The sequence below is a fragment of the Sulfitobacter sp. EE-36 genome (genome assembly GCF_000152605.1).
Classification (GTDB): domain Bacteria; phylum Pseudomonadota; class Alphaproteobacteria; order Rhodobacterales; family Rhodobacteraceae; genus Sulfitobacter; species Sulfitobacter pontiacus.
The window spans coordinates 14,254-31,915 of record NZ_CH959310.1 but is presented as its reverse complement, the minus strand read 5'-3'; the positions used below and the strand labels follow the sequence as shown (position 1 = coordinate 31,915).

19 protein-coding genes and 1 tRNA gene are annotated in these 17,662 nt (G+C 62.0%); 13 read left to right on the top strand and 7 right to left on the bottom strand.

Annotation, left to right across the window (positions count from 1 at the left end):
- Nucleotides 1-44 precede the first annotated feature (44 nt).
- The 4 genes from rpoD (at nt 45) to EE36_RS02620 (ending at nt 3,443) form a co-directional block, all read left to right on the top strand.
- Entirely contained in the window at nt 45-2,027 is a 1,983-nt protein-coding gene (rpoD, locus tag EE36_RS02635) for an RNA polymerase sigma factor RpoD (protein WP_005849238.1), read from the top strand.
- A 141-nt stretch (nt 2,028-2,168) separates the two neighbouring features.
- Nucleotides 2,169-2,579, top strand: coding sequence for a hypothetical protein (locus EE36_RS02630; RefSeq protein ID WP_005849237.1), 411 nt, complete (start codon nt 2,169-2,171; stop codon nt 2,577-2,579).
- Nucleotides 2,580-2,596: 17 nt separating this feature from the next.
- Complete coding sequence (locus tag EE36_RS02625) at nt 2,597-2,995, top strand: hypothetical protein (RefSeq protein ID WP_005849235.1); 399 nt, start codon at nt 2,597-2,599, stop codon at nt 2,993-2,995.
- 34 nt (nt 2,996-3,029) lie between these two features.
- A complete protein-coding gene (locus EE36_RS02620; protein WP_005849233.1) occupies nt 3,030-3,443 on the top strand; it encodes a secondary thiamine-phosphate synthase enzyme YjbQ in 414 nt (137 codons plus the stop codon).
- 2 nt (nt 3,444-3,445) lie between these two features.
- Here the strand turns inward: EE36_RS02620 and EE36_RS02615 are convergent, their stop codons facing one another.
- Complete coding sequence (locus EE36_RS02615) at nt 3,446-4,117, bottom strand: SDR family oxidoreductase (protein ID WP_005849231.1); 672 nt, start codon at nt 4,115-4,117, stop codon at nt 3,446-3,448.
- Nucleotides 4,118-4,310: 193 nt separating this feature from the next.
- Here EE36_RS02615 and nrdR point away from each other — a divergent pair, with 193 nt between their 5' ends.
- Nucleotides 4,311-4,778 carry a transcriptional regulator NrdR gene (gene nrdR, locus EE36_RS02610; protein WP_005849229.1) on the top strand — a complete coding sequence of 156 codons (468 nt, stop codon included), beginning with the start codon at nt 4,311-4,313 and terminating at the stop codon, nt 4,776-4,778.
- A gap of 2 nt (nt 4,779-4,780) precedes the next feature.
- A complete protein-coding gene (gene ribD / locus EE36_RS02605; RefSeq protein ID WP_005849228.1) occupies nt 4,781-5,884 on the top strand; it encodes a bifunctional diaminohydroxyphosphoribosylaminopyrimidine deaminase/5-amino-6-(5-phosphoribosylamino)uracil reductase RibD in 1,104 nt (367 codons plus the stop codon).
- Nucleotides 5,885-5,965: 81 nt separating this feature from the next.
- Here the strand turns inward: ribD and EE36_RS02600 are convergent, their stop codons facing one another.
- From EE36_RS02600 to EE36_RS02590, 3 genes are all read right to left on the bottom strand, one after another.
- On the bottom strand, nt 5,966-8,002 hold the full coding sequence (locus tag EE36_RS02600; RefSeq protein WP_005849226.1) for a capsular polysaccharide biosynthesis protein: 2,037 nt from the start codon (nt 8,000-8,002) through the stop codon (nt 5,966-5,968).
- A gap of 9 nt (nt 8,003-8,011) precedes the next feature.
- The gene (locus EE36_RS02595; RefSeq protein ID WP_005849224.1) at nt 8,012-9,097 is read right to left on the bottom strand and encodes a polysaccharide biosynthesis/export family protein; all 1,086 of its coding nucleotides are present in this window, start codon (nt 9,095-9,097) and stop codon (nt 8,012-8,014) included.
- 167 nt (nt 9,098-9,264) lie between these two features.
- The gene (locus EE36_RS02590; protein WP_254655535.1) at nt 9,265-10,584 is read right to left on the bottom strand and encodes a capsule biosynthesis protein; all 1,320 of its coding nucleotides are present in this window, start codon (nt 10,582-10,584) and stop codon (nt 9,265-9,267) included.
- A 108-nt stretch (nt 10,585-10,692) separates the two neighbouring features.
- Between EE36_RS02590 and EE36_RS02585 the strand changes: the two genes are divergently transcribed.
- The 5 genes from EE36_RS02585 (at nt 10,693) to nusB (ending at nt 14,137) form a co-directional block, all read left to right on the top strand.
- Nucleotides 10,693-11,280, top strand: coding sequence for a riboflavin synthase (locus tag EE36_RS02585; protein WP_005849220.1), 588 nt, complete (start codon nt 10,693-10,695; stop codon nt 11,278-11,280).
- A complete protein-coding gene (locus EE36_RS02580) occupies nt 11,277-11,846 on the top strand; it encodes a hypothetical protein (RefSeq protein ID WP_005849219.1) in 570 nt (189 codons plus the stop codon). The genes EE36_RS02585 and EE36_RS02580 overlap by 4 nt, the downstream gene beginning before the upstream one ends.
- A 136-nt stretch (nt 11,847-11,982) precedes the next feature.
- Nucleotides 11,983-13,107, top strand: coding sequence for a 3,4-dihydroxy-2-butanone-4-phosphate synthase (gene ribB, locus EE36_RS02575; protein WP_005849217.1), 1,125 nt, complete (start codon nt 11,983-11,985; stop codon nt 13,105-13,107).
- Nucleotides 13,108-13,112: 5 nt separating this feature from the next.
- Nucleotides 13,113-13,661, top strand: a complete 549-nt coding sequence (locus EE36_RS02570) for a 6,7-dimethyl-8-ribityllumazine synthase (RefSeq protein ID WP_005849215.1) — start codon at nt 13,113-13,115, stop codon at nt 13,659-13,661.
- Nucleotides 13,658-14,137 (top strand): transcription antitermination factor NusB, encoded by a 480-nt coding sequence (gene nusB, locus EE36_RS02565; RefSeq protein WP_005849213.1) that lies wholly within the window; start codon nt 13,658-13,660, stop codon nt 14,135-14,137. The genes EE36_RS02570 and nusB overlap by 4 nt, the downstream gene beginning before the upstream one ends.
- A gap of 277 nt (nt 14,138-14,414) precedes the next feature.
- On the opposite strand, the gene EE36_RS02560 is transcribed toward nusB, so the two are convergent.
- Both EE36_RS02560 and EE36_RS02555 read right to left on the bottom strand, forming a co-directional pair.
- Nucleotides 14,415-15,182, bottom strand: a complete 768-nt coding sequence (locus EE36_RS02560; protein ID WP_005849211.1) for a hypothetical protein — start codon at nt 15,180-15,182, stop codon at nt 14,415-14,417.
- Nucleotides 15,179-16,507 (bottom strand): hypothetical protein, encoded by a 1,329-nt coding sequence (locus tag EE36_RS02555; RefSeq protein WP_005849209.1) that lies wholly within the window; start codon nt 16,505-16,507, stop codon nt 15,179-15,181. The genes EE36_RS02560 and EE36_RS02555 overlap by 4 nt, the downstream gene beginning before the upstream one ends.
- Before the next feature lie 93 nt (nt 16,508-16,600).
- Here EE36_RS02555 and EE36_RS02550 point away from each other — a divergent pair, with 93 nt between their 5' ends.
- A complete protein-coding gene (locus tag EE36_RS02550; RefSeq protein WP_005849207.1) occupies nt 16,601-17,068 on the top strand; it encodes an MmcB family DNA repair protein in 468 nt (155 codons plus the stop codon).
- 86 nt (nt 17,069-17,154) lie between these two features.
- On the opposite strand, the gene EE36_RS02545 is transcribed toward EE36_RS02550, so the two are convergent.
- Nucleotides 17,155-17,355: a DUF6324 family protein gene (locus EE36_RS02545; RefSeq protein WP_005849205.1), complete on the bottom strand. Its 201-nt coding sequence runs from the start codon at nt 17,353-17,355 to the stop codon at nt 17,155-17,157.
- 148 nt (nt 17,356-17,503) lie between these two features.
- Here EE36_RS02545 and EE36_RS02540 point away from each other — a divergent pair.
- Nucleotides 17,504-17,580 (top strand) — tRNA-His (locus EE36_RS02540).
- The last annotated feature ends 82 nt before the right edge of the window (nt 17,581-17,662 follow it).

Genomic DNA, 17,662 nt, shown 5'->3' with positions numbered 1-17,662 from the left:
GAATCACGTCACGTGATTCGCACCCATTCGCTGGAGGAAATTTCATGGCCGCCAAAGACACGAACGAAGACGCGAAGTCTGACGACCAGGATGCCGGCCATTCGCTTGATATGAGCCAAGCCGCCGTCAAAAAGATGATCGGCGAAGCCCGTGAAAAGGGCTATATCACCTACGATCAGCTGAACACCGTTCTGCCCCCTGACCAAGTCAGCTCGGAGCAGATCGAGGATGTGATGTCGATGCTGTCCGAAATGGGCATCAACGTGATCGAGGACGAAGAAGCCGAAGAAGAAGACGCCAAGGGCGGGACCGAAATTGCGACCACGGAAAGCAACCGTGATGTGGCGCTGTCCTCTGGCACGTCGGAAAAGCTGGACCGCACCGATGACCCCGTTCGCATGTATCTGCGCGAGATGGGATCGGTTGAACTGCTGAGCCGCGAGGGCGAGATCGCCATTGCCAAGCGGATCGAGGCAGGGCGCAACACGATGATCGCGGGGCTGTGTGAAAGCCCGCTGACCTTCCAGGCGATCACGATCTGGCGCGACGAACTTTTGTCCGAAGACATTTTGCTGCGCGATGTCATCGACCTCGAGGCGACATTCGGCACCCAGATGGGCGACGAAGAGGAAACGACTCCGGTCGTGCCAACCGCGGGCACCGAGACAAAGCCCGCCGAAAGCACCAGCGAAGTGGACGCCGACGGCAATCCGATCTCGAACGATGACGACGACGAGGATGATGACGAACAGGCCAACATGTCGCTGGCCGCGATGGAAGCCGCGCTGAAGCCGCAAGTGCTGGAAGCGCTCGACATCATTGCCGATGACTACGTCAAGCTGAGCCAAATTCAGGACAGCCGGATTTCGGCCACCCTGAACGAGGACGGCACCTTTTCGAAGACCGATGAGGAGGAATACCAGCGCGTCCGCTCCGAGATCGTGGCTTTGGTCAACGACCTGCACCTGCACAACAACCGTATCGAAGCGCTGATCGACCAGCTTTACGGCATCAACCGCCGCATCATGCAGATCGACTCTGCTATGGTGAAGCTTGCCGACCAGGCGCGCATCAACCGCAAGGAATTCGTCGACGCCTATCGCGGCTACGAGCTGGACCCCAACTGGATGGAGCGGATGGCCGAGAAGTCCGGTCGCGGCTGGCAGATGTTCATCGAACGGTCCTCTGACAAGGTGGACGAGCTGCGGGCTGATATGGCGCAGGTGGGTCAATACGTCGGTCTTGATATCTCTGAATTCCGCCGCATCGTGCAGCAGGTTCAGAAGGGCGAGAAAGAGGCCCGTCAGGCCAAGAAAGAAATGGTCGAGGCGAACTTGCGTCTCGTGATTTCGATCGCCAAGAAATACACCAACCGTGGCCTGCAGTTCCTTGATCTTATTCAAGAAGGGAACATCGGCCTGATGAAGGCCGTCGACAAGTTCGAATACCGTCGCGGCTATAAATTCTCGACCTACGCGACATGGTGGATCCGTCAGGCGATCACCCGTTCCATCGCGGATCAGGCGCGCACCATCCGTATTCCGGTCCACATGATCGAAACGATCAACAAGCTGGTTCGGACCGGCCGCCAGATGCTGCACGAGATTGGCCGCGAGCCGACGCCGGAGGAACTGGCCGAGAAACTGCAGATGCCGCTTGAGAAAGTGCGCAAGGTCATGAAGATCGCCAAGGAGCCGATCTCTCTCGAAACGCCTATTGGCGACGAAGAAGACAGCCAGCTTGGTGATTTCATCGAGGATAAGAATGCCGTGCTGCCGCTCGACAGCGCCATTCAGGAAAACCTCAAGGAGACCACGACACGGGTTCTGGCCAGCCTCACCCCGCGCGAGGAACGTGTGCTGCGGATGCGCTTCGGCATCGGCATGAACACCGACCACACGCTGGAAGAAGTCGGCCAGCAGTTCAGCGTGACCCGCGAACGTATCCGTCAAATCGAGGCGAAGGCGCTGCGCAAGCTCAAGCACCCAAGCCGGTCGCGCAAGCTGCGGTCGTTCCTCGATCAGTAAGCACTTGATCGCGAGAGTTTTGAAAGGCGGGTGTTCAGGCACCCGCCTTTTTTCATGGGCTGAGACGACGATCTCGAAGCTGTGAATTTAAAATCCCGCCGCGCAGCCTATCTGTGAACCACGCACCAAACAGGATCCGCCATGAAACGTCTTGCCCTTGCCGCCATTCTCACTGCCGCCCCGCTCGCCGCGTTTGCGCAATCCTTTACAGCGGTGAACGAGTTACAGGTCATCCCGCTGTCGGGCGCATCCTTCGAGGTGATCGAGGATCATGGCGAAGGGGCCAGGGGCATGTGGTGTGCCGCCGCCGAATATGCCGAGGAAAGGTTGGGCACGCCAAGCGCCGCTGAGATCTACGTTAAGTCCTCACGCGGGCCATCTGTCAGCGGGGTAGGGCGCACGGGCGTCGTCTTTACCCTGAATGGTGCAGAGCTGTCGGAGCCTGCGTTCAAATCCTATTCGGTATCGGTGCGCAACGCGGGTCAGGCCCTGCCCGTGGGCCACGCCATCCAGTTCTGCAAGGACTACATCCTTGAACTTAAAGACTTTTGAAAATTAGGAATACCACGATGAAAACCCTGACCATCGCTTTCGTACTGGCCGCATTGGCAACGACCCCAGCCTTCGCACAGGCCTATGTGCCGAATGACCGTCTGACTTTCACACCCACCGAGGGCGGCGTGCATATCAGCGGCAGCACCGGCTTTGGTGCGCGCGGGCATTGGTGTGCCGCGGCGGATTATGCGCTGCGGGAAATGGGCGCGCAGGACAGCCAAAAGCTTTATGTAAGCGAGCCGCGCGCGCGTGGTTTTGGCGGCGATGGTGGTGTCACCTTCACGCTGGATCCCGCGGGGCTGACCCCGTCGCCCGTCGTGATCCTGGGCGGATCCTTGACCAAGGCCGGGTCGGCCATGACCATCAGCCACGGGATCACGCTCTGCGGTGGTTTGCAATCGCCCGGGCGTTGAGGCTAGCCTGACCCATCAGCACAAGGCGGGCGGAATGGATAGCGAGTTTACGGTCAAGACCGGCGGGCAGGGGCTCTACGAGGTGACGGATCAGGTGCATCAGGCGCTGTCAGGGCAACGCTCTGACGGGTTGGTGACACTGTTTCTGCGCCATACCTCCGCCTCGCTGCTTATTCAGGAAAACGCGGACCCGGATGTGCAACGCGATCTGCTGGCCTATTTCTCGCGTCTGGTGCCGCCTGCGGATGACCCCTCAATGTCCTACCTCCGGCATACGCTGGAAGGACCAGATGACATGCCCGCGCATATCAGGGCGTCAGTGCTGCCCGTTACGCTCAGCATCCCTGTGGTTGCAGGCCGCATGGTGTTGGGCACATGGCAAGGCATCTATTTGTTCGAACACCGCGACGCGCCCCATAGCAGACGCATCGCGGTGCATTTCGCCTGAACTCAATCCACCGGCATCAAGTGGATCTCGCGCACGGCTGCGTGGGCCGGTGCCTCTAGCGCGTGCATCACGGCCGATGCCACGTCTTCTGGTTTCAGCTTGTCGGGCTTGGCTTCGTCAAAGAACGCCGTGTCCACCATCCCGGGAGAGACAACCATACAGCGCCCGCCCCATTCCGCCATTTCGTCGGCGAGGTTGCCCGCAAAGCCGTGGATAAAGAACTTGGTCGCGCCGTAGATCGACCCTTTGATGTGGCGGCGTCCTGCGGCGGAACCGGTCACAACATACTGCCCCGTGGTCTTGCGCAGATATGGCATCGCGGCATGGGCCGTATACAGCGCGCCCATCACGTTCAGATCGATCATCGATTTCCAGTCGTCCGGGTCACCCTTTTCGGTGCCGCCCGGCGATGTCCCCCGTCCTGCATTGGCAAAGACAGCATCGATTTGCCCGAACTTCTGCGCAAGGCGGCTCATGGCCTGTTCCTGATCGTCGTATTGCGTGGCATCTCCGGTCAGCACCAGCGCCTGATCCCCGATCTCGCGCGCGAGATCTTTCAGCTTGTCTTCGCTGCGGGCGAACAGCCCGACGTTCCAGCCGGCCTTGGCAGCAGCGCGGGCGGTGGCAGCACCGATCCCGCTTGAGGCTCCGGTGATGAAAAGCGTCTTGGTCATAGTGAATTCCTTTCAGATCAGTCGTCTTGCAGGGACAACGCATGGTATCAGGCAAAGTTCAGGGCAGTTTTCCTCGCTACAACATATAGATGGGCATTTCGCCCCTACCCAAAACCTCGCGTTGGTCCTATAGTTTTGGGGAATGGGGGTGTTTCACCCCCTATTGAGCAGGTTTAAGATAAGGGGACCGGCTATGCGCTGCCCGTTTTGCGGAAATATCGACACCCAAGTTAAAGACAGCCGCCCGGCCGAGGATCACGTTTCGATCCGCCGCCGCCGTTTCTGTCCCGCCTGCGGGGGTCGGTTTACCACCTACGAACGGGTGCAACTGCGCGATCTGGTTGTCGTCAAAACCTCGGGCAAGCGCGAGGATTTCGACCGTGACAAGCTGGAACGCTCCATCCGGATCTCGATGCAGAAACGCCCGATTGATCCCGAACGGATCGATCAGATGATCAGCGGCATCGTGCGCCGTTTGGAAAGCATGGGCGAAACCGATGTCGGATCGAAACAGATCGGCGAGATCGTGATGGAGGCACTGGCCCGCATCGACACCGTCGCCTACGTCCGCTTTGCCAGCGTCTACAAGAACTTTCAGGCGGCAGATGATTTCGATAAATTCGTGCAGGAACTGCGGCCCGATACCCCTGCGGACGAATAAGTATGTCTGACGACGCGCGCTTTATGGCGCTGGCCTTGTCGCTGGGCCGGCGCGGGCAGGGGGCTGTCTGGCCCAATCCCGCCGTGGGCTGCGTCATCGTGCAACAAGGCCGCATTGTCGGGCGTGGCTGGACCCAGCCGGGCGGCAGGCCCCATGCGGAACCCCAAGCTTTGCGTCAGGCAGGGCCGGCGGCACAAGGGGCGACGGTCTATGTCACCCTCGAACCCTGCGCCCATACCGGCAAGACGCCGCCCTGCGCCGATGCGCTTGTCGCCGCCAAGCCTGCGCGCGTGGTGATCGCCTGCACCGACAGCGATACACGCGTCAGCGGCAAGGGCATTGCGATCCTCCGTGCTGCGGGCATTATCGTTGACGTAGGCGTGCTCGAAGATGAAGCCCGCGCGGATCATTTGGGCTTTTTCCTGCGTGTCGACGAAGGCCGCCCGATGGTGACGCTCAAGCTCGCCAGCAGCTTTGACGGTCGCATTGCCACCGCGTCGGGCGAAAGCCAATGGATCACTGCTCCGCCCGCTCGCCGCGTGGTCCATGCCATGCGCAGTCGCCATGACGCGGTCATGGTGGGCGGTGGCACGGCGCGGCAGGATGACCCCAGCCTGACCGTGCGCGACCTTGGCACCACGCGCCAGCCGACACGGATTGTTGTGTCGAACGGGCTGGACATCCCCCTGAATGGCACGCTCGCCAGAACCGCCAATGACATCCCCCTGATCCTTTGCCACGGCCCCAAGGCCCCGGCAGAGCTGATCGGGACGTGGGAAAGTCTTGGCGCGACGCTGATCTCTTGCGCACCAAAGATGGGCCAGATCGACGCCGATGACATGCTCCAGCAGCTTGGCCGCCACGGTCTGACACGCATCTTCTGCGAGGGCGGCGGCGGACTGGCTGCGACGCTGCTAAAGGAGAATCTAGTGGATCAACTCGTCGGGTTTACGGCGGGTCTGGCCCTTGGCGCGGACGGCTTGCCCGCCATCGCGCCGCTGCAGCTTCCACGTCTGGCACAGGCCCCGCGCTTCACCCTGACCGAAACCTCGCGCATCGGCCCCGACCTCCTCCACATCTGGCACCGCAGCAACACGCCCGCCTAACCCCTTCCAAATGGCTTAAAATCCCGGGGGCGCGGGGGCTGGCCCCCGCTTCTGACCGGCACATGGGCTGGCCCCGCGCTACTATCGCCGCCGCCACAAATGCGCCTGTGTCGCAAACACGCCCTGCAGCTTCGCCAGCACCCGGTTCGCCACCCCGCGCCGCGGCAGATCACCCGAGGCCAACCGCTCCACCACCACCTCGACCGGGCAGGCGGTGCCGCTGCGCGGATCAAAGTAGCGCGGATAATCGATCAGGGCGGCATGCGCCAAACCTTCGATGCTCACCTCTGCCCTTCGCCGCGCCGGGATATCGCCGCGGTCCTCGGTCAGGCCCCAGCCCGCGTAGAAGGGGGCACCTAAGGTCACTACCTTGACGCCGCGCAGCAGGGCCTCGAACCCCAGCAGCGATGTCATGGTCCAAACCTCATCCACATGCGCCAGCAGGGCGATGGGGTCGGCATCGGTCAGCACGCGGTCCGCCAGCCCGCCTGCGTCAATCGCGCCACGGCGCAGCCCGGCCTCTACATCTGGATGGGGCTTGTACAGGATCACGGCGTCGGGATGTGCGGTGCGCGCGGCGTGTAGCAGCGCCAGATTGGTGGATACCGCATCGGTGCCCGCACGGATAGACGCGTCGTCCTCCACCTGACCCGGTACCAGAATGCGCCGTCCGGCGGGCAGGGCGTCCATATCGCCACCGCCGCCAAGGTTATACTTGCTCAGCCCCGCGTCACGCAGAGCCGCAATCAACCGTGCTGCGCGGCGCGACTGGTCGGGGCGCATTTTGGCGCGCGACGTGATCAACTGTTCCAACCGGCTGGGGCTGCGCGGGTCATAGTAGATACCCAGATCATCGCAGACCAGCGACAGGGGCGGCACCAGATCGGCCCCCAATCCGCGCGAGCGCAGGAAACCGTCCTCGACCCGCAGGGCACCGGCATGGGCCTGCGTCGCTTTCGAGGCCCAGACCATCCAGGGCTTGCCTGTGGCGCGGGCGGCCATTGGATCATTCTGGTAGGTCACCGGCGACCAGCGGCCAAAGAAACGCTGCAAGGGCTGACGTTTCCACAGGCGCATGTCAGAGGCGACCCAGCCCCGGTGGTCTTCGCGCCAGGCCCGGGTCTGCGCGGCCATCGCCTCTATCACCGTTTCCAGTTCACACAGGCAGTCACGGTGCGGATCGTACCATTTTGGATAAAGGATCATCGCCCCCGCAAAAAGCTGCGCACGGGTCAGCACACGTTGCCGCCGCTGCACGGGGAATTCGTCTTCGGTCAGGCCCCAGCCTGCATAGAAGGGCTGCCCGAACACCCGGGGCTTGTGGCCTGCAAAGATCGCTTCGAACCCCATTTGTGACGACACGGTATAGACACGTACGGCCCCTTCAAACAGGGTCCAGGGGCTGATGGGGGCGGTCAGCAGGGTGATGCGGTCGTTGGCGTCCTCAGGCCCGAAATGACCGCTGCGATAGCCCTTTGCGGTTTCCGGATGGGTCTTGATGATGATCCGCGCGCCGGGGTTCTCTTGCTGGGCAAAGACCAGCATCTCAAGGAACCGCGACCGGTCCGCGCCCGAGGCCGCGACCGACGCATCACCCAAGGTCTGGTCGATCACCAACACATAGCCGGGATCCGGCGCGGGGTGCGCGGTGTCAAACCCGCTGTATTTGGTCAGATGCGCCTCGGTGATGCGGTGGATGGCACCGCGCGCGCGGTCCAGCAAAGCCGTGTCATCCAGCGGGTGGCTGGTCAGGATGTCCTCAAGCTCGGAGGGCTGTGCCGGGTCGAAATGCAGCCCCTTGTGATCGACCAGCAGCCCCAGCGGCGGCTCGCCTGCGCGACCGGGAAACAGCGACCGCAGCATCGCGTCTTCGACGCGGACAACGGGTAGCCCTTTTTTGGATGCGACGGCCAGCCCACGATGCGCGGTGCCAGCATTGCCCCAGACAGCGATCGCATCCCCGTCGCGCGGCATGCCCAGATGCAGGCTATAGCCCGACAGCTGCAAGATGCGCCGCACCCGTCGGTTGGTGATGAAGCCGCCGTTAAACACAAAAAGCCGCCGGTCCCGTGGGGAACCGGCGGCGGGTGTGTCGTATATTTCAGGCCCTAAAGCCATCGGTCCAGATCAGTTGCTCGACGCGAGCGACGACAGGTTGTTGACCGAGCTGGCCGACCCCGTGATCGAGGAGATGACCTTGCTCCACTGGGTGAAGGGGGCTTCGGTGACGTAGAGCGTATCGCCATCACGGATCACGAAATCGCGGGCCATGAACATGCCGTTGGGTTTGGTCAGGTCAAGCACATAGACCATGCGCTGTGCGCCTTGCAGGTCATTGCGGCCCAGAACCTGTGCCACGACCGCTTCGGGTTCGTTGCGGAAGACGAAAACACCTGTCGGGTCAGCGGTGCCCGCGTTGAGGCCGCCGACCTGTGCAATGCCTTCAAGCGCCGACAGGTTCTTGGTCTCGAACGGGACTTTCTGCTGCGCGCCGGTGGCACCAAGGGCCACAAAGGACCGTGTGTCTTCCTCGATCAGGATGCGATCCCCGCCGCGCAGGGCGATGTCGAGCTCTGGGTGGCTGTAAAGATCTTCAAGCCAGATTTTGCCCCGCTGATTGCCACGCAGCACGGTGACCTGCGCGATCTGGGGGGTGATGGTCACACCACCGGCCCGCGCCAGCATGGTGGCAAGCGTGCGCGTGGGGCGTTCAATCGCATAGACACCCTGCGCACCGACAGAGCCGACAAGCGACACGGTCGCCCCGTCACCGGCCAGACGGCGCACCTGAACCTGCGGGTCCGGCGTTTGTTCGGACAGTTTGTTGGTGATGATGCGGCGGATCGCTTCGGGGGAATTGCCAGCGGCCTTGATCCGGCCCGCGTAGGGCACAAAGATGAACCCCGATCCGTCGACTTGCACTTCTTCCAGCACGGTGGCGTTGGCCCCTTGGGCGGCCAGCAAGCCATCATCGACGTTTTCCCAGATCGTCAGCCCCAGCGTATCACCGGGGTTGATCGTATCCGACCCAAGCTGACCGGCGTTGATGAACCCCGGGCTAAAGCCAAGCGCGGGGGCGACGGCGGTGGCGCGGGTCACACGGTCGTTGACGGCGACAACAAATGCGTCGCCTTCCTTCTGGACCGATCCGGCAAAGATCTGACGTTTGTTCGGGCCAACCTGCGGAAGGCCACATGAAGATACCACGGCCATAGCCGCAAGTAATGCGATGGGACGCGCCCACCGGAAGGGTACGGATTTCACTGCCCGGTCTCCTCGACCTGTTCTTGTTCTGCCTCGAATTCGCCGATTTTTTCGGCGTAATTATCATCGGCTTAGCGCAGATTGGATCGAAAAGCTACTGTCTGGGCGAAAAACGCTCAGGTGACGGCCCGCAACTGTTGCCTTGGTGCCGCGGTTCCCAGCTCTAGCGCGTCGTACGGGTCTTCGGGGGCAAGCATCATATCGACCACTTGCCGCATCAACTGCGTGCGCGCGCGTGCCGCATAAAATCCGCCCGGTACCTGCGAGGTTTCCAGCAAATACCGGCGATAATCCTTGTAGGCCTTGTTATCGGGGCGCGAGGCGGCGGCAAAGAATTGCGCCAGCGGCTGGTCCGAGACGAATTCGGGTTTCGCATAGACGGCGCTGCCAAACACCTTGAGCGGAATTCCGCGCCACAGCACCTGCTGACCGGCGGTGGAGTTCACCGTAACGGCCGTGCGGGCATCGTTGAGCAGCTGCGCCAGCTTGCCGCCGCGCACGAAATGCACCCGGTCCGCGACACCCAGATCTCGCGCCACCTGTTTGACCACGCGGCGCAGAGGTGCGCGGCCGTCTTCCAACGGATGGGCCTTCACAACAAGATGATGGTGACGCGGCGCGCCCTTGGCGAAGCCTTCCAGCACCACGGTCAGGAAATCGGTCATCGTCTCGAATGGGGAGTGTTCCTGGAACGAGCTGTCGTGCTCTAGTTGCAGCAGTGCCAGATGGTAGGGGAAGCCGCCCAGCCGGATACGCAGCGTTGCAAGCAGCCGGTCCAGCGCCAGCGCGGGCATCAGCAGCAGCCGCTTTAGGTACAGCTTGAACTCCTTGGTCACCGGCAAGCTCCGATGCGGGCGGAAGTTGCGGTAGTCGCCGTTCCGGAAGAGCACAAACCAGTGATAGAGCGCGCCATAGAACACATGCTGGCGCATATCACCCCAATGACCGGGGGGGAGGGGGGCCTCCATATCCGAATTGGCCAGTGCTGCCTGCATCTGTTCGATGGACATATCCATCAGCCGTGAATTGCCGTTGGACCCGCCGCGTTCATAGGTGACCCAATAGGGGCGCATGTAGCCTTCTTCAAAGACATGCACGGTCAGCCCGCGGGCCTTGGCCTCGGCCACGGCTTGGGCGTGGATCGGGCGGGTGTCGCCATAAAGCACGATATCTGTGACACCCTTGTCGGCGAGCAGCGCAACAAAGGTGTCTTTCCACGTGTCAGCTGTTCCGCGAAACGGGATATAGCTGCGCGGGTGGAACCAGAAGGCCCGATCGCCTGCGTTGAACCCCACACGCCAAACCTGCGCCCCCGCCAGACGAAGCATCTTGCCCAGACGGTTGAAGAAGGGGCCATGCGGCCCTTGCAGGAAAAGGAAGACCCGTTCACGGGGTGCTGCGGCGTTCATCGGTTGCTTTCGGTTTATCTTGGTCATCGGGCAGACAAACACCGGATACCGGCGAAAATGTGGCGTGTCTGTGGACTTGTCATGCTGCGGGCAGAAGTCTACTTCGGTAGCGACCAGTATAGAAGAGGCAGGCGCATGTTTACAGGCATTATCACGGACATCGGAAAGATCACCAAGCTTGAACAGCAAGGCGACCTGCGCGCGCGGATCGAAACCGGCTATGATACCAGCGGCATCGACATGGGGGCCTCTATCGCCAGTGATGGCGTGTGCCTGACCGTGGTGGATCTGGGGGCCGATTGGTACGAGGTGCAGATCAGCGCCGAGACCGTGGACAAGACCAACCTTGGCGCATGGGAGGTCGGACGCCGTCTGAACCTTGAACGCGCGCTGAAGGTCGGGGACGAATTGGGCGGGCACATCGTGTCGGGCCATGTCGATGGCGTGGCCGAAGTGGTGGCGCTGCGCGACGAGGGTGACAGCACCCGCGTGACCCTGCGCGCGCCCGAGGTTCTGGCGCGTTTCATTGCCCCCAAAGGCTCTGTCGCGCTGAACGGCACCTCGCTGACCGTGAACGAGGTCGACGGCTGCGATTTCGGCATCAACTTTATCCCCCACACCAAAGAGGTGACCACATGGGGTGATGTCGCTGTCGGGGATCGCATCAACCTGGAGATCGACACATTGGCCCGCTATGTTGCGCGGCTGGCGGAAATGTCATGATCGCGGGGATCGGACATAATCAGGGCCCCAGCCTTGAGCGCGGCCAGAAGTGGCGCGCTTTCCAGTGGCAAAAGGCACGCGAGGCGGCGATGCCTTCAGCGATCCCGCTGATGGTGGTCAAGATGCGCGTGGCGCGCGCCCGCGAGCTGGGGTTGGACTACAAGGCCTATGCCGCGATCCGTCAGGCCACCGGGCGCGATATTCTGGCGCTGCTGTTCTCGTCCAATGCGCTGCGGGTGGTCCGTGCGGGGGCACCGCATATCCCCCTGCGCGAGGCCGAGGTGCTGGACAAGGTGCAGCGCGCCCAAAAGCTGGCGCTGGTACATCGCCCGCTGCGGCCAGACAGGGTGGCACAGGCGAATCCCGTGCTGGATCACGTGGCCGAGGCCCCCAAGTTCACCGACAGCTGGAGCGCGATGCGCGATCATCTGGGGCAGGTGGTTCAAGGGCGCAAACTGGTCGGCGATCAGGTGTTGATCATCGGCGACACCGGATTGGAACGGGACTGGGCCACTGCAAGCAAGGCAGCGGGCTATGTGGAGGCCGCGCGCTATTTCGGCGCTTAACGCGGACCGTCGCGCGGGATGACGGTGCGGAATTGAGTTTATTTGGCAAAATGAAGCAGGGAGGGGGGCGGCCCTGCTCTGGCAAAGGCGCGTGGGGTGGGGTATGTGCCAATGCAGCAAAGAGTGAGGTGACCCCATGCAATTTGAAACGCCCGGACCGGTCGAGGCTGAATTGGCGGATGCCATCGCGCCCATCGAAGAGATCATCGAAGAGGCCCGTCAGGGTCGCATGTTCGTGCTGGTCGACCACGAAGACCGCGAGAACGAAGGCGATCTGGTAATCCCCGCGCAGTTCGCGGATGCGGATGCGATCAATTTTATGGCCACCCACGGGCGCGGGCTGATCTGCCTGCCGATGACCGAAGAACGGGTCAATACGCTGGGTCTGCCGATGATGGCGGTAAATAACTCTGCCCGCCATGAAACAGCGTTTACCGTATCGATCGAGGCGCGCGAGGGGGTGACCACTGGTATTTCCGCCGCGGACCGTGCGCTGACCGTCAAGGTCGCCATCGACGAGGATAAAGGCGCGGTGGATATCGCCACGCCGGGGCATGTGTTTCCGCTGCGAGCACGCGATGGCGGTGTTCTGGTCCGTGCGGGCCACACCGAGGCTGCCGTCGATATCTCGCGTCTCGCGGGGCTGCATCCGTCCGGTGTGATTTGCGAGATCATGAAGGAAGACGGCACCATGGCCCGCCTGCCGGATCTGGTTGCCTTCTGTCAGCAGCACGACATGAAGATCGGCACGATCAGCGATCTGATCGCCTATCGCCACAAGCATGACAATCTGCTGGTGGAGCGCGACAGCCGCACCGTGACCTCTGCCTATGGGGGCGACTGGAAGATGCAGATTTTCACCGACGAGATCAGCGGCACCGATCATGTGGTCCTGTCCAAGGGCGATATCACGACGGATGCGCCGGTTCTGGTTCGCACCCATGCGATCAACGCGCTTGAGGATATCCTCGGCCTCGGGCCGAGCCCCGCCGACGAATTGCCACGCGCGATGCAGATCATCGCGGACGAAGGCCGTGGCGCGGTGCTGTTGTTCCGCGATCCCGACCCGCGGTTGCGTTTCGAGGACGAAGAGGATGATCGCCCCCGTACCGTCAAACGTACCGGCCTTGGCTCGCAGATCATGGCGAGCCTTGGGCTGCACAAGCTGATCTTGCTGACGGATAACCCCGATACGCGCTATCTGGGGCTGGACGCCTATGACCTTAGCATCGTGGGCACGCGCCCCATCACGCAGGAGTAAATGCAATGGCTGCTGGAAATCATACGACACTGACCACGCCGCGCTTTGATACGCCGGTTAAGGTTCTGATCGTCATTTCGCCCTATTACTCGGACATCGCCGAGGGCTTGCTGAAAGGCGCCAAGGCAGAGCTCGAGGCCGCCGGGGCTGAATGGGACGTGGTGGAAATGCCCGGCGCGCTGGAAATCCCGACCGCCATCGGCATCTCTGACCGCAAGAGCAATTTTGACGGCTACGTGGCGCTTGGCTGTGTCATCCGCGGTGAAACCACTCATTACGAGACCGTGTGCAACGACAGCAGCCGCGCCTTGCAGCTGATGGGGTTGCAGGGCATCTGTATCGGCAACGGCATCCTGACCGTCGAGAACCACGAACAGGCCGCCGTGCGCGCCGATCCGGAGGGGCAAAACAAGGGCGGCGGTGCGGCAGCTGCGGCCTTGCATCTGATCGCGCTGAGCCGTAAGTGGGGCGACATTCGCAAAGACATCGGTTTCAAGCCGCGCTCGGATGAATATCTGATGGCGGGCGACAATGACGGACCCAAGACAGCATGACATCCTCCGCCGGCCTTTCGGGCAATCAAAAACGCAAGATGAAATCAGCTTCGCGGCTTTATGCCGTGCAGGCCCTGTTCCAGATGGAGCATTCCTCGCAAAGCTTTGACACCGTGCGCAAGGAGTTCCTTGAGCACCGCTTTGGTGCCAGTTACGACGGTCAGGAAATGATCGATGGTGACATCCGGCATTTTGCAGACCTGCTTGAGACGGCGGTGAACTATCAGGCGGCGATTGACCAGATGACCGACCGTGCGCTGGTGGCTAAATGGGCCATCGCGCGGATCGACCCTACTTTGCGTGCCTTGTTCCGCGCTGCCGGTGCCGAGCTGCGCGCGCAGGAAACGCCACCGCGGGTCGTGATCAACGAATATGTCGACGTGGCCCGTGCCTTCTTTGAAGGGGGCGACGAGCCGAAGTTCGTGAATGCCGTTCTGGATCATATGGCCCGCGAAGCCCGTCCGGAAGAGTTCTGAGCCGGACAGGCTCAGCTCATCGCCTCTGGTCGACAGCGACGGACCAGCGAAAAATATGATATTTTCGGGAAAGTGTGACGGGACCACCGCTGCCGTTCTGTTCTATATTCCCGAGGACCTGTATGTACAGGTGGGCGCCAGATAAACGAACCAGGGCTCGAACAGAGCCAGCTCCCTCGGATTTGCTTAAGGCCACTGGAATGTAACTTTTACAAACAGGGCAGAACCCGTCACCCCCGTTAAGTAGGCGCGACCATAGCCTGCGACAAGGGGTATTCTAGCTTGGCTCGGTGTTTTCGACAAAGCGGTAGCGGGTCAGCTCTTCGGGCAGCAGCAGATAGATTTCATCGGGCGGCGTGACCAGCGCGTGCTGCATGACCAGCGGGTCGATGCCCATCTGATCCAGATAGGTCATGACCTCGCCTTGGCCGCGCTGGATGTCCTCTACCGCGACAAAGGCGGGGAGCAGGGTGCTTTCACCGAAAAAATGCTGGTGCACCCCGACAGAGGCATCCTCTGGCACGTCGCGGCTGGTGCCTGCGGCCAGTAGATAGGGGCAGGCGGAATAGCAGATGTCGCCACTGCGCAAGGCGGTCGTGAGCTCAGCATCCCGCAGATACCGCCCCAGACGCAGCGCGTCGCTGACCGACCCACCGGGGGAATTCAGGATCACGCCCTCGGGTTGGGGATCAAGTGCGGAGATCTGTTTCTCGATGCGTTCGGCATCACCCGCCATGATGCCCCCTTCCAGCAGCACGCGCGTGCCACCCTCGACCACGGTCAGGGTCAGCCGTTCGGGCAGGGGCGTGTCCGGCATGGGGCGGCCGCCGGGGCGGGCGCGGTCGGGTTGAAACCGGCGGGTCTGGTCGCCGGGGCGCGTGGGTTCGGTCAGCCCCGGGGCACGCGGGCCAAAGCCGGGCAGGCGCAGCCCCTCGTCCAGATCACCCCAAAAGAGCAGCCCCGCCAATCCCAGCTGAAAGATCAGAACGCCGCCCAGAACCCGTGCCACGGGTGGGCGTTTGGAGGGATCACGTCGCAGTTTCATGTGGTTTTCGAAGGCGTGCTAAGGGCGGGATTCTCGGTCACGATATCATGGGGCGCGCTTTCATCGCGGTCATTATGCGCGTCCTCATCAACAGATGTGCCCTTCATCGCCGCATCCATGTCACGCATTGCCAGCACCGCGGCCCGCAGTTCGGCAAGGGTGAGTGTTTCCTCGATCGCGCTGCCCTCGCGACCTTCGCGGATCGCCCCTTGGGTGATGGCGAGAATGAAGACCAACACGGCGGGCAACAGATCAATGGCAATCGCGCCGGCCCAGGAGGGCACGAAGTTGCGCGCGTATTTGATTACCGCATCGGCGCTGGAAATCGGGGTGTAGGTCGTCTCTGTTGGCGGGGCCATGGCCAGCACGTCTTGGGCCGCGCGCTCCAGTGTGGCGGCACGTTGGGCCAGAACCTCAAGCACGGCACTGATGGTCGAGGCCTGATTGCCCCGCACCTCGACACTGCTGCCATCCAGTTCGGGCAGCACGACAGAGGCCGACAGATCCTGCGCGGCGCGTTCGACCAGCGGGGCGACTGACAGTTGCCGCAAGCGCGTGATCAACCCGGCAAGCCGTACCGCCTGTTCGGAAAATTCGACCGATCGCGCTTCCACCGGGCCGGGCTCGACCGTCAGCGCACGCATCCGGCTGAGGATCTGGTTGCCCTCGACAAAGGCGTCATTGACCAGCGGGGTCTGGGTGGCGATCTGCGCCTCCAGCCCCGACAGCTCTGCCGATTTCTGACGCAGCACGCGGAACACGGCACCACGCCCCGCCAAGCCCGACAGCCCGCCCGTGGCCTCCTGTTCGCTCAGATCCTCGAAGCTTTGACGGACACGGGCAACGTCGCGCTCCAACCCTTGGGCGGAAAGGGTGATCTCATGCGCGCGCTCTAGCGAGCCTTGGTAATCCTGCACGGTCTCGGCCAGATGCTGTTCCACCGCTGCAGATCCGGCAAGGGCGGCGGCGTTCAGCCAGCTCGACATGGCGATGATCGCGACGCTTCCCAGCGACATGGCCCCCAACAGCCCGACCCGCGCACGGGCGCTGCGCACCGCTGGAAACAGGCGCAGCATATAGGACCAGAACACAAAGATGCCCACGGACACAGCAGCGGAATAGGCGATCGCGGCAAAGGCCGACATCGCGCCGTTGTCATCCAGCAAGGACGACACCCCAAGATAGGTGTAGATGCCCGACGCCACCGCCAGCACCCCAAGCGCTGTGCCCGAAAACGTATCGAGCCAGCCCAGATGCCCTTCGAGTTCGCGGGCATAGCGGATGCCGCGCTGTTGATATGTCGAGTTTTCGCCGTCGCGCGCCATATGCCCACCCTGTTTTCTTTTGAACTAGATAGGTTGCGCGCTGCGGATTACCAAGCGCTTGCCTGATGTTCATGAATTGTTCATATTGCACCCATGACCCAGACCGACCTGATGACCGCCCCGACCTTGCAACCCGGACAGTTGATTGCCCGTGGTGTGACCCGCCAGCTTGCCGCACTCGGTTTCGCGAGCGTTGAGGAACTGGTGCCGACACGGGGGCTGCGGGTAGATGTGATGGCGCTTGGTCCCAAGGGGGAGATCTGGATCGTTGAATGCAAATCCAGCCGCGCCGATTTCATGTCCGACAGCAAGTGGGACGGGTACCTCGAGTGGGCCGACAGGTTCTTTTGGGCGGTGGATGCGGATTTCGACGTCGACCTGCTGCCCGAGGGCACCGGCCTGTTTATCGGCGACAGCTACGGGGCAGAGCTCGTGCGCATGGGGCCGGAAACCCGACTGGCTGCCGCGCGCCGCAAAAAGATGACCCATCTCTTTGCCACCCATGCCGCACGCAGGCTGCATATGCTGCGCGACCCGCATGCCATGCCGCAGTGGGGCTGAAACTTTCCCAAATGGATAATAATCCCGGGGGTGCCGCGCAAAGGCGCGGCGGGGGCTGGCCCCCCATCCCGACCGGGCAACGTGCCTTAGCGCTTGTTTTTGCCAGCTTTGCCCGCACGATGGGCAGCGGCCATAATCTCTTCCGCGATTTCAACGGCTTCATCCGTGGTGAAATCCATCGGGATCTCGATCCCGCCTTCCGCTTCGATGAACAGCCGGACCATGCCCTTATCGGTTGGCCCGATTTGCAGGTTGGCTTCAATGTCGCGTTCTGTGTCGATGCCCATGAGGTTTCTCCGAAACTGTGTCAGGTCCCGTACCCTGCGGCGCTGGAAATGGCAAGTTTTGCCATTCTCACCTGCGACAGGACAAATCGAAGTTTGCGACGGATATGTGCTTGCATTCCTTTTTCATGAACGCTAGATCGACCGCAGTGCCGCCTTAGCTCAGTTGGTTAGAGCGCCTGATTGTGGATCAGGAGGTCCCTGGTTCGAGACCAGGAGGTGGTACCACTCCCCCCCCGAAAAAATTAGAGCATATTTCTGTTCGGCGTGATGCATTTGTGCGCCTTGCCTCGGCACTGTGGTGCATATG